Genomic DNA, 12046 nt, shown 5'->3' with positions numbered 1-12046 from the left:
GCGGCCGCAGGCCGGATCCGCCCTCGCTCGGCCGGCGACGTGAGCAGCACCTGGCTTGGTAGTGCTCGCCAGGGGGCTGCGGTGGCTGAATTCACCTGCGTAGAAGGGGTCCCCATAGGAGGAGGCGCCTTGGTGTGAACTTCGATGCCTTCCCTGAAGGCACGACCGCGGGCAAGGAGTTCAAGAGCGGCTGGGACAGGTTCCTCAAAACGCGGCACCGCCCAGACGGGTTCTGGGATCCTCGTGACGGTTACGGCTACCGCTGGTGCCAAAAGGCAGCTCCTCCGCTTTCGACTGGCGTGGTGGCACCGAATGGCGGGTTGCGCCAATTCGCCCAAGGCATCCGAAGGTCCTGATCATTTCGAGAGACCAGGATTTTGTGCTGCCAGGGCGGTCTCCGGTCGGTAGCCGAGGCGGAGGCAGGCGAGAGTGACCATGGCCTGGAAATGGACGGCTCGTTTGCCGTAGCGAGTAGGAGGCCGCACAGGGGCGGGTCCTGTTCGGGACCGGACTTCGCGAGGAGCCGGCGGTGTGCCGGGCCGCTTCCTGCCGCCCCACCACCGCGGCCTGGCGCTTGCTCAGGTCGTTGCGGGAGCGAGGGTGCGATCGGTCTGCAAAGGGGCCCTGGCACGGTGGATGGCGGCGATACAGGCGCGGGCCCACTGGTCGGGAGTCGGGATGTCGAGCAGGTCCTGCAGTCGGTCGATGTGCGCGGCGCGTTCGTGTACGGGCATGGTCAGGGCAGCGTGCAGGGTGGCGACGAGGTCTTGCGTGCTGAGGGGGTCGGTGAGCAGGGCCGCGGATCCTATGTGCTGGGCGACGCCCGCGTACCGGGACAGGACGAGTGTTCCGGGGCGCTCGGTGGCGTGGTGCGTCGTGATGTACTCCTGGGCGGTGAGGTTCATGCCATCGGCGAGTGAGGTCACCCAGAACACGTCGGCGGCCAGGTAGTGGTCGACGACCTCGGGGAATTCGAGGTTGTGGGGGATGTAGTCGATGGGCTGCCAGACGGGTGTGGCCCACCGGCGGTTGATGCGGTCGATGGCTCTTTCGAGTTCTTCGCGGGTGGTGTCGTAGGCCTCGATACCAGGTTCCGGAGGCGGGCATATCAGACGGTAGGACACCTTCCCCCGAAGCCGGGGCGCCTGTGTCAGGAGCGCGTCGAGGGCGTGGACCTTGTGGACGGGCGCTTTGGCGTAGTCGAGTCGCTCCACGGACAGAACGAGCTGACCGTCGCCACCGCTGGCCTGGCGTCGACGGACGAGGCGGGCCCTGGCCATGTCGGCGACGGCTCGTCGGTCGATGCCGAGGGGATGCACGCCCAGGCGAGGGGCCGGCCTGGAGACGGAGGTGAACAGCCTACGGAAGTTGTCGGCGCTGTCCGTGGTGTGGAAACCCGCCCAGTCCAGGTACGCGAGTGAGTCGATCAGTTGCTCGGCTGCCGGAATCCGACGGAAGACCTCGGGCGGGGGGAACGGCGTGTGGTGGAACAGTCCGATGGCCAGGTCGGGCCGCTGGGCTTTGAGAGCCGCCGCGACGAGCCACAGGTTGTAGTCGTGCAGCCAGACCGTGCCCCCCTGCGCCGCCAGGGAGCCGATGTGATGGGCGAAGGCGATGTTGACCCGCTCGTAGTCGGTCCAGTGATCGGGCAGATCGCGGATGAGGTCGGGCTGGGACATCAGGGCCGGCCAGAGTGTCTCCTTGCACACGCGGTGGAAATAGCCGGCCCATCGCTCGGGGCTCAGCGGCAGGAGGGAGAGCGGCACCCCTGCGGCCGTCGCGGCGGTGGCGGTCGGGGCCTTCTCCCCGGTGTGGGCTGCCGCCCACACGGCGTTCAGGCGCTCATCGGCGAGCGCGCTCCGCAAGGTCGGCAGGATCCCGTTCGGACTGCACGGCGAACGCCAGCCGCCGTCGATCCAGCGTACGGGGGGACGGTGATAGCCGACCGTCACCGGCCGGCGGTCCAGCCAGCCCAGACGTTCCATCCCCTCCAGGACGGCAGCGGCGCCCTCCCACACGGAGTGGTGTACTTCCTCCCTCACGGGAGCAGCGGCAGCCAAGGCCGTTTCGGCGTTCGCCACCACGACGGCGTGTGTGCCTCGGGAGAGCATCGAGAGGTCGTTGAGCGAGTCCCCCACCGCCAGCACCGCCTGCCGAGGCCATCCCATGCCGCGCCTGAGCAGCTCCAGCGCGTTTCCCTTGCTCGCCCCGGCCGGCAGCACGTCGAAGAACTGACCCGACGAGTAGGACCAGGAGCACCCCAAAGTCTTGACCGCATACCTCAGCGCGCCGGTGAGGCCCTCCGGATGCAGATGGAACGAGCACCGGCCTTCCTGCGCCACACCGTGCTGATACACAAGCTGCGGGAAGCCCGTCAGCCGCGCCCGCACGAGTCTCGCGCCTGGCCAGCCCTCCCGCAGCTGTTCCTCCAAGCCGTGGACGTGCAGCATCCGTGGGACGTCGATGACGCTCGCACCGACGTCCGCGATGATCCAGCGCGGCACCGGTATGAGGGGGTCGTCGCGCAGAAGCGCCTGAACGGAGGCAAGACTGCGTCCGGTGGCGAAGACGACCGTGATGTGTGGATGCCGTACCAGGGCGTCACGCAGACGGCGTCGTTCCTGCGGTTCGCCGCCCAGGAGTGTGCCGTCCAGGTCGGTCACCAGCACCCTGGCCGTTGAAACTGCTCGCCGGTCCATCGAGGTCTCCCTTCACCGTTCTCTGCCGCCCCACCGAGCGGAGCCGTGATGCGGCCTCGGTCTGGGGCGCTTCACCAAGCGGGATCGTGGGTGACCGGGTTGATGGGCAAGACCTCGTCACCTGCTTCCTGCGAGGGGACCGAGGCCTGCTGGAGGTCTCGGATGGCCTTTCCGAGCAGTGACTCGCGAAAGTCGTCGCTTTCCAGGAGTCGATCGACCAATCCGTCGGGAGCATTGCGTGCAGCTTCCACCAGGCGATCGGCGGCAGGCTCATGCGATGCCATCTGGACCTCCAGTTTCACGGAAGAGGAGCGCGAGCCGGCGTGTGCGTTCTCCGCTGAGCAACGCACACAGAACTCCGGTGCCGGCATCAGCAGGCCCATGTACTGCCGTCCTGCGGCTCGGCCCGCTGCGGTGTGCGATGAGCTGGATGGCGCGTCGAGGCAACTGCCTCGCACACCGACAGGTGGACGGCTTGCGATCCATCACCAGGCTGTGCTGCCCGGATGAGGGCCCGGAGGGGCGCCGTTGTGCGGAAGCCTCGCCGGATTCGGGGCGAGCCCATCGGACCTGCGGCTTCAGGGCTGCTCCTGACCTGCACCTACACCAGTCATGATCGCTCCCTCCTCCGTGGCGTGCGTGTTTCTGGCGGCTATTGGAGTGACAGACCGCGCTGATGGCAGCCGATGTCTCTTGCCCTCACCAGCCCGCACATGAGTGCATCAAGACGAAAACATGGACAAGGCGGAGGAGCGGTTGCCTCCCTGTGCCGACCGGTGGTTCTGGAGGCTCATCGAATGGGGCGCGGAGGGGGCCGGCCGTGAAGGGGGCATCCCGCCCGCTGATCGTTTCAGAATGAATCTGACCGAGCCGTCCAGTGGGCACTGGTGCAGCCGGGTTGGCACCTTGGCCCCTGGCCTTGTGCACGCGGCCTGAGCAAGGGAGGAGATCCGGGTCGGTCGTACGTACGAGCAGGAAGACTTCCCCGATGGGGGAAGGCGTTCTGCGACGCGGGCAGGCTCGCCTGCGTCGTGCTTGATGCGGTCACCGGTCCACGAGTCCTCCTGTCCGGCTTCCCGCTGGCGGGGAGTGACCCAGAGCAGGGCCGTCAGTTCCTGCTGGACCAGGCTGCGGACCATGAAACCGGGTGCTTCACACGCCTGACGGCTCGGTTCCCGGACTGATCTCGGGCTTCTTCTGCGTGTGCAGCGGGTCGAGGAAGCCCGCCTCACGCGTCCGCTCTTCGTGAAGGGGGGGAGCGGCTGGATTCGCAGTACTTCCGAGACCACCTCCTCCCGCCGGAGGTTGCATCCGGCTGAGCACGAGTGAGCCGTGGGCCCGGTGCTCGCGACCTCGGCCGGCAGGGTGTCCAAGGTGCGTACCGGTCTTGTCCCGGACGATCTGAGGGAGCAGGTGCCCCCACTGCTGCCGCCCACTCCCGAACGGCGCCGTCGCCACCCCGGGCGGCTACGCGTTCCCGACCGCGTGGCCCTCGCCGGCGTCACGTACGTACTGCGGACCGGTGTCGCGGGGCGCGATGTCCCTGCGGAGACCGTGAGCTGCTCCGGTGTGAGGGCCTGGCGCCGACTGAGGGACGGAACCGAGGCCGGCGTGGGCCGCGCCTGCAGGCCGCCCTGCCGACCGAGCTGCGTCACGCCGGCCTGCTGGACATGGACGACTGCTCGGTGGACGGATCACATGTCCGGGCCCGCCAAGGGGGATCATGTCGGCCTTCACCCGTCGACCGTGCCCGCCCTGGCTCGAAGCACCGTCCGATCGTCGACCGGCACGGAACCCCGCTCGCCGTCACCCTCACCGGCCCCAACCGGCGCGACGCCACCCGGCTCCTGACGTCATGCGGTTGGGGCCGCACCGGGGTCTGCGGAAGATCCGCCAGGACTTCAGGCGGGCGACGCCGCGCTCGACCGATGCCCGTGCCGCAGCCACGGCACGGTTGCGGGTCTTCTCGGTGGGTGTGAGTTCTTGCCGCGGTCTGCGTTTGATGCCGGTGGTCAGCCAGGCGCCGCCGCCCTGGTAGGCGAGATCGGCCACGAGTCGAGCAGGACGTGGTCGGGATCATGCTCGCGCAGGTACACCAGCGCCACCATCGCGCGCTGGGACGGACGGAGCTTGCACCGCCGATCGTCCTCACGGGTGACGATCAGCATGGTGACCCACTCCACGAGCGCATGCGGCAGGTCGAGTCCGGCAGGATGGATGACCAACGAGGCTCTCAAGCGACATGATCGAGACGTCAGACATCTCGATCAGCAGCAACTCGAGGAAGCTCAGTCTTGAGGTGGAAGACACCTCACCGCATACCGTGCACGAGCTCGTTGGCGGCGCCCTCGTGTGGCACGGCCGGCCGGAAGCGCACCGCCGCGTGCCGGGACCGGGGTCTTCAAGGATGCCGGCGGTGGATGCCCGCCCTCGCCGCCAGTGGCCAGGTGTGCTCCTGGGGCCGTGCCCCCTACGGGCGGCTGGGCGACAACCGCGCCGGCGGCACCCGCTGCGCTTCGACCGGGGGAGCAGTCGTGTGAGCTTCACCGAGGCAAGCCACGAGTCCGGTCTCTGGGGCAACGCGACCGCTCTCCTTCATGCTTCGCCACCGCCTCAGGGTCATGCCGCGAACGCCCTCGGTCCGAGGACGGCCGGCCCGTCTCTTCGAGGCGTGACGACGGTACGGGCGCACGGTGTGGTCACCGTGCGCCCGCGGCGTTCGTTCGTCAGTCGATGGCGTCGAGGACCTCGCCGAGGTCGACGAACTTGAAGCCGGTGGCCTCGCGGTCGCCGTCGCCGGGGGTCTCCTGGCCGTCCTGGACGACGAGCAGACCGTGGGGGTAGCGCGTGCCGAGCGGGAGGTTGAGGGCGGCGGCGCCGTCGCAGACCTCGGAGCCGTCGAGGGTGGCGGAGGCCGCGGCGATGCGGAAGACGTCCTCGTACTCGTTGTCCTCGTCGCGCTCGCGGTCGTAGGCGACGAAGGTGTCGTCGCCCTGGCTGGAGGCGAGCAGGTAGCCGTCGCCGCCCGGCTCGTCGACCAGCGTCAGGCCCTCGACGTCGGCCCTCAGGTGCGTGCCGCCGAAGCCGGGGTCGGCGCCGGGCGTGCACTCCTCGGTCTGCTCGTCGTACGTGCCCGGGACGCCGTACTCGCGGACCTTGTCGATCAGGGTCGGCGTGCCGGTCAGGCCCGCGTCGATGCGCCAGATGCCGACGTCCTCCTGCCCCGCGTACAGGGTGCCGTCCGCGGGGTCGACGACCATGCCCTCGACCTGCGGCAGTTCGCCCGGCTCGGCGCAGGGCGTCCAGGAGGCGCCGTTCGGCATCCGGAAGGAGGAGGGCAGGTCCAGGGTGCGGACCTGGCGGTAGTCGACGGTGCCGGCCGCGGTGGGGAGCAGCTCCAGCAGGGCGATCCGGGTGCGGTTGCGCCGGCTGACCAGGGCGTAGGAGCGGCCGGTGGTGCGGTCGGTCCAGGTGGCCAGGCCGTACGCGGTCTTCTGCTCGTTGATCTCGGCCTGGTCGGCGGAGAACACGGGTCGTGCTTCCGGGGCGGTGACGTCGGTGAGCGGGCCGCCGGGCTTGTCCCGGTCGATGCGGTAGATCCGCAGCCGGTCGTTGCCGCGGTCGCTGACCACCGCGACGTCCGCGCGCGCGCCGCCCAGGCGCAGTCCCTGCACCAGGTCGACGTTGTTGAAGCGGCCGGGCTTGTCGTCGGCGCCCGGCCCGGCCGGGGCGGGGATCGACTGCACCTGGTGCGCGTCCAGGTCGTAGGCCCGCAGGCCGCCCTGCTTGGCGGTGGCGATCACCAGGCTGCGGCCCGGGTCGGCGGGGTTGCGCCAGATCGCCGGGTCGTCCGCGTTGGCGTTGCCTCCGGCCTCGTCGTCGAACAGCGGCGCGGTCTCGGCCTTCGGCCGGACGCCGTCGATCCCGGAGGCCTGCGCCGGAAGGGCGAAGGAGGCCGCCAGTGCCGTGCAGAGAGCGAGCGTGGAGGCGCGAGACGCCAGACGTATCGTCATGTTTATTCCTTGTATGAGGGGTTTTGCCCTGACGGAAGACACTCGCGATTGTGGTTGTCATGTTCACGACTGGAAGGTGGACGGCGATTGAACACGTCACGAAGGCTCCTGCGGTCGGAGCACCCGAGCAGGGCGTCCGGCCGCAGGAGCACGGGTGGTGAGCGGGACCGGTCAGCCGATGGCGATGCCGTCGAGCAGGAAGACGGTGGACAGGTAGGTGTCTTCGGTGCCGGCGAACTCCAGCTTCACCGTCTGCCCCTTGTAGGCGGACAGGTCGACGGTCTTCTGCACGTATCCGGAGGAGGCGTTGGCGTTGGAGTAGGTGGCCAGCGTGGTGCCGTTGACGTTGACCTTGAGGGTGTCGTAGGCCGCGGAGCCGGACTCCTGGGTGGAGACCTTCAGCCAGAAGGTGAGCTTCGGGGTGCCGGTGGAGGGCACCGCGATGTTCGACTGGGACAGGGACTCGACGGCGTCGGCGCCGTAGCCCATCATCCAGGCGTACCAGGACCCGTCGCGCGCGGTCTGCAGAGTCGAGCTGGTGATGATGTCGTCGCTCTGGGTCCAGCCGCTGGTGCCCTGCTCGAAGCTGCCGTTGGCCAGCGCGTTGCCGCTGGGCGGCGTGGTCGGCGAGGGGGTGGGGGTGGTCGGCGAGGGGGTGGGGGTACCCGTGCCGGGGTCGGGCAGGGCGGTGCCGACGCTGACGGCGGCCCAGGCCTTGGAGACGAGGTACCGCTCCTGGGAGTTGGTGCCGTACAGGTCGGCGGCGGCCTGCAGGGTGGCGGTGCGGGCACCGGCGTAGTTGGTGGTGGAGGTCATGTAGGTGGACAGCGCCCGGTACCAGACCGCGGCGGCCTTGTCCTTGCCGATGCCGGTGAAGGTGTCGTTGTTGCAGGTGGTGCCGGTGTGCGAGCGTCCGCCGATGGTCTTCGCCCCGGTGCCCTCGGCGGCCAGGTAGAAGAAGTGGTTGCCGATGCCGGAGGAGAGGTGCACGTCCACCGAGCCGGCGCCGGAGTTCCAGCAGGACAGCGATCTGCCGTCGGCGGCCGGGCTGTCCATCCGGCGCATGTAACCGCCCGACATGTTGAGCTTCTCGCCGATGTAGTAGTCGCCCGGGTCGCCGGTGTTGTCGGCGGAGAACTCGACCATGGTGCCGAAGATGTCGCTGGTGGCCTCGTTCAGGCCGCCGGACTCGCCGGAGTAGGTGAGGTTGGCGGTGGCGGCGGTGACGCCGTGGCTCATCTCGTGCCCGGCGACGTCGAGCGCGGTGACCGGGGTGTTGCCGTTCTGCGAGGAGCCGTCGCCGAAGTACATGCAGAAGCAGTTGTCGTCGTAGAAGGCGTTGAGCAGCCCGGTGTCGACGTGGACGTAGGCGGGGGCGCCGCGGCCGTCGTTGCGGATGCCGGAGCGGTTGAAGGAGTTCTTGTAGTAGTCCCAGGTCTTCGCCAGGCCGTAGGAGGCGTCCACGGCGGCGCTCTCGCGGCTGGAGCTGGTGCCGTTCCCCCAGGAGTTGGTGGTCTTGGAGAAGGCCCGGGCGTTCTGCCTGGGGTTGGACTGCGGGCTGTTGTACGAGTCGTAGACGATCGTGCCGCCGTGCGCGGCGTCGGTGAGGGTGTAGCCGCTGCCGGACTGGGTGGTCTCGATGGAGACCTGCCCGACGGTGACGCCGTTGCCGGTGCCCGTGATGCTCTGGTGCAGCTCGTACTGGTCCAGCGGCGTGCCGCTGGTGGCGTCGACGATCACCGCCTCCCGCGAGGTCGGGCCGGTCTCGCCCTCGCCGGTGACGGTCGAACGGTAGGCGAGGACGGGAATCTTGCCGACCGCGTACACCACCAGGGTGCTGTCCTTGCTGCCGGCCTTCGCGTGCTTCACGTGCTTGGCGTGCTTCACGGCCTTGGCCGAGGCGTCGGCCGCCGTCAGCTTCGGCGTGGTGCCGGCAACCCGGATCGCGCCCTGGTGCGCCAGGTCCGAGCCGGTGATCGTGCCGTCCTCGGTGAGGTGCACCACCAGGTCGCCGCCGATGACCGGCAGGCCTCTGTAGGTGCGGTCGTAGCGCACGTGCCGGGTGCCGTCGGCGTCGATCAGCACGTCCTTGGCCACCAGGCGCTCGTCGGGGCCCAGGCCGAGCGCGCGGGCGGTCGCGGCCGCGTTCCGGCCGGCCGTGCGTATCGCCTCGCCGCGCGCGTCGGCCGTCATCGCCCGGAATCCGGCACCGGGGCGGGCGGCGGAGGCGCCGGCCGCCGCGGTGGGCTGGGGGGCCGCGCTGGACTGGGTGGCCACCACGGTCACGGAGCCCAGGGCGAGGGCTGCCGCGACACCGGCCGCCAGGGCGTTCTTGCGGTTCATCGCAATCCTTCCGCCGGGCCTTGTCGGGGAAACGCCGCAGAACGTCATCTGAGGTGCGGGGGGCGTTCAGCAGCGGTTGGCCCGGCTGTGGCCATGAGGCTAGGGACGCGGAGGGCGGCCGACATCAGGGCAACCCCTTGACCTGGACCGGGGAGGCCCGGCGGGCGCACCATGGCCCGATGCCAGACTCTGCGATGTGGATGAACGTGTCCCACGAGGGCGGTCCCGTGCTGCCGGTGGTGCCGGAAGACGTGCACGGCACCCGTCGGGTGGTTCTGTTCGGGCCGCCCGGAAGCGGCAAGACCACCGCGGCCGGGACCCTGGGGCGACGGCTGGGCCTGCCCGTCCTGCGGCTGGCCCCGCATCCGCAGGACGCCCGGATTCCCTGTGCCGGGCTGCTCGAACTCGCGATGGCCCTCCAAGCACTGCCCGCCGCACGGGAGCTGACGGCGGGACTCGACGAGGCCGCCGGCCGGCCGGGCTCCCCGGACGATGCCGGTTCGGCCCTGCGGCTGCGCCGGCAGACCGCCGCCCTGCTGCGGGAGGTACCGCCCATGACGCTGGTGGTGGACAACGCCCAGTGGCTGGACCCGGCCAGCGCGGCCGTCCTGGGCTGGGCCCTGCGCCTGACCCCGGACCTTCCCGTCATCGCGGCCGAGCGCACCTGGCGCCCGGGGGCCGCGGGTCACTGGTGCGGGGAGGACGCGTACGCGGTGCGCGTCCCGCCCCTGACGGCCCCTCAGGTCGCGACGCTGCTGTCCCCGTACCGGCTCGTCCCCCGCGAGGTCACGCGCGTCCACACCCACAGCGGCGGGAACCCCGCGCTGGCCCTGGCACTCGCCCAGGTTCGCGGCCACACCGCCGCCGGGCCGATCGCCGGGGACGCCGAGGACGACCCGGTCCTTCCTGCCCCGGCCCGCCAGTTGGTGGGCGAATGGCTGGGCACCGTGTCGGGGGAGGTCCAGGAACTGCTGACGTTCGCCGCACTCGACGACCGGCCCGACCTCGACCTGCTGGGCGAGCTCGCCGGCCCGGCAGCCGAAAGCCTCCTGGCCGAGGCCGAGGCGGCCGGACTCGTCGACCTCGGACAGCCCGGCGGAACGGTGCGGTTCACCGCCTCCGCGATCGGCACCGAACTCGTGGCCCGGCTGCCGGGCTACGCGCGCAGGCTCCTGCACGCCCGTCTGGCCGAGGCCAGCCACGACGGCGTCCGCCGCGACCGGCACACCGTGCTGGCGGCCGACGCCGCCGACCCTCGGTCGGCCCTCCGCGCCGCCCGCGCCGCCGTGCGCGCCCGGCAGCGCGGCGACCACGCGCTCGCGGCAGAGCTCTCCCTCCTCGCCGCCCAGCGCACCCCGCACGACGACAGCGACCTGCTCACCGAACGGGCCCTGACCGCCGTACGCGACGCCTCCCACTACGGCGACCTCTCCCGCGGCCGGGCCGCCGCCCGCCTCATCGTGGGCCACGACACCACCCCGGCCCAGCGCGTCGACGCCCTCGTCGCCCTGATCGACGCGAGCGGCCAGCACCTGCAGAGCGCGGACGAACTGTTCGCCGACGCACTCCACGCGGCGGCCGGACGATCCGACCTCACCGCGCAGATCCTCATCCGCCAGTCCATCTGGGCCAACGTCAACGAGGGCGATCCCCACCGGGCGTGCGCCCTGGCCGGCCGGGCCACCGCCCTCGCCGAGACCGCCGGCGACACCACCACCACCGTCATGGCCCTCACGATGCAGGCCCGCCTCCAACGCGTCCTCGGCCACCCCGACGCCGAGACCACGCTCAGCCGCGCCCTGTCCCTGCCACGCGCCGCCTCCATCCCGGTCAACGGCACACCCCAGCACCTCGCCGCCCGGCACGCCCTCTTCGACGACCGCCCCGAGGAGGCCCGCACCGCGCTGCTTCCCCTGCTCGTCGAAGCCGAGCGGACGGGAGACGCCGAGGCGACCGTGGACATCCTGCGCAGCCTCGCCGAGGCCGACCTCCGCGCCGGACGGTGCGCCAGGGCACTCGACCACGCCCACCGCGCCCAGGCGCTGACCGACGGGACCGCCCTGTCACCCGCACCGGCGTGCTACACCTCCGCCCTCGTCGAGGGCACCGCCGGGCGCACCGACCTCGCCCTCGTCCACGCACGCCGCGGAGTCGACACCGCCCGGCAGGAGGACAACAAGGTCTTCCTCTCCCGCAACCTCTTCGCCCTCGGACACCTCCTCCTGGTCACCGGCCGTCCGAAAGAAGCCCTGGAGGCCCTGGAGGAGGTCCGCGACCTGGAGGAACTCCAGCAGGTCCGCGACCCGTCCGTCCTGCGCTGGCATCCCGAACTCGCCGAGACCCTCGTCGCCCTCGGCCACCTCGACCGGGCACAGAGCCTGCTGGACGACACCCGCCGCACCGCGACCGGCCTCGGCAGGGACGCGGTCCTCCCTTCGCTCGAACGCACCCAGGCACTTCTGGACGCCGCCCGCGGCGACTACGGCACCGCGGCCCGGCGCCTCAACGACGCGGCCGACCGCCTCCACGACCTCCCCCTCGAACGCGGCAGGACCCTGCTGGCGCTCAGTCACACCGAACGACGCGGACGCCGACGCGCCAGCGCCCGCACCGCCGCGCAAAGCGCCACCGACCTCTTCACCGCCCACCAGGCACACCCCTGGGCCCAAACCGCCGCGCACACCCTCAGCCGACTGGAAGCCGCCCCCACGGACAACAACGCCCTCCCCCGCCTCACCTCCGCCGAACAACGCTGCGCCGAACTCGCCGCCGCCGGAGCGAGCAACCGCGACATCGCCACCACCCTCACCGTCAGCGTCAAGACGGTCGAAGCGACCCTCACCCGCGTCTACCGGAAACTCGGCCTGCACTCACGCTTCCAGCTCGCGCACACCGTCACACCAGCACGCGAGTGACCCGTCCGTACGGCTCCAGGAGCCGCCGGGTCCAGTCGCGTACCGGGCGACGACGTCCGGCCTGCACCACGGATCG

At 70.9% G+C, this 12046-nt stretch carries 5 protein-coding genes and 2 pseudogenes; 2 read left to right on the top strand and 5 right to left on the bottom strand.

Features of this window, described 5'->3' with window-relative positions:
• Window positions 1-578 precede the first annotated feature (578 nt).
• Complete coding sequence (locus ACFYUZ_RS32600) at window positions 579-2663, bottom strand: HAD-IIB family hydrolase (RefSeq protein WP_389315347.1); 2085 nt, start codon at window positions 2661-2663, stop codon at window positions 579-581.
• 107 nt (window positions 2664-2770) lie between these two features.
• On the bottom strand, window positions 2771-3082 hold the full coding sequence (locus ACFYUZ_RS32595; RefSeq protein ID WP_389315345.1) for a hypothetical protein: 312 nt from the start codon (window positions 3080-3082) through the stop codon (window positions 2771-2773).
• Window positions 3083-4031: 949 nt separating this feature from the next.
• On the opposite strand from ACFYUZ_RS32595, the pseudogene ACFYUZ_RS32590 reads away from it, so the two are divergent.
• Window positions 4032-4549, top strand: a pseudogene (locus tag ACFYUZ_RS32590) (transposase); the annotation flags it as partial.
• Here ACFYUZ_RS32590 and ACFYUZ_RS32585 read toward each other — a convergent pair.
• The 3 genes and pseudogenes from ACFYUZ_RS32585 to ACFYUZ_RS32575 all read right to left on the bottom strand — a co-directional run bounded on the left by ACFYUZ_RS32585 (window position 4512) and on the right by ACFYUZ_RS32575 (window position 9055).
• Window positions 4512-4924 (bottom strand): annotated as a pseudogene (locus ACFYUZ_RS32585) (transposase family protein). The pseudogenes ACFYUZ_RS32590 and ACFYUZ_RS32585 sit on opposite strands and share 38 nt — an antisense overlap.
• 501 nt (window positions 4925-5425) lie before the next feature.
• Window positions 5426-6712, bottom strand: a complete 1287-nt coding sequence (locus ACFYUZ_RS32580) for a phytase (protein ID WP_389315343.1) — start codon at window positions 6710-6712, stop codon at window positions 5426-5428.
• Between the two features lie 171 nt (window positions 6713-6883).
• Entirely contained in the window at window positions 6884-9055 is a 2172-nt protein-coding gene (locus ACFYUZ_RS32575; protein WP_389315341.1) for a M4 family metallopeptidase, read from the bottom strand.
• A 179-nt stretch (window positions 9056-9234) separates the two neighbouring features.
• On the opposite strand from ACFYUZ_RS32575, the gene ACFYUZ_RS32570 reads away from it, so the two are divergent.
• Window positions 9235-11970: a LuxR C-terminal-related transcriptional regulator gene (locus ACFYUZ_RS32570; RefSeq protein WP_389315339.1), complete on the top strand. Its 2736-nt coding sequence runs from the start codon at window positions 9235-9237 to the stop codon at window positions 11968-11970.
• Window positions 11971-12046 lie beyond the last annotated feature (76 nt).

The sequence above is a fragment of the Streptomyces sp. NPDC004266 genome (assembly GCF_042874095.1).
Taxonomy (GTDB): domain Bacteria; phylum Actinomycetota; class Actinomycetes; order Streptomycetales; family Streptomycetaceae; genus Streptomyces.
This window is presented reverse-complemented; position numbering and strand designations above follow the sequence as displayed.

Excerpts from the sequence above, each read along its gene's own strand:
- ACFYUZ_RS32595 (WP_389315345.1), bottom strand. The coding sequence starts at position 3,082 with ATGGGCCTGCTGATGCCGGCACCGGAGTTCTGTGTGCGTTGCTCAGCG.
- ACFYUZ_RS32580 (WP_389315343.1), bottom strand. The coding sequence starts at position 6,712 with ATGACGATACGTCTGGCGTCTCGCGCCTCCACGCTCGCTCTCTGCACG.
- ACFYUZ_RS32575 (WP_389315341.1), bottom strand. The coding sequence starts at position 9,055 with ATGAACCGCAAGAACGCCCTGGCGGCCGGTGTCGCGGCAGCCCTCGCC.
- ACFYUZ_RS32570 (WP_389315339.1), top strand. The coding sequence starts at position 9,235 with ATGCCAGACTCTGCGATGTGGATGAACGTGTCCCACGAGGGCGGTCCC.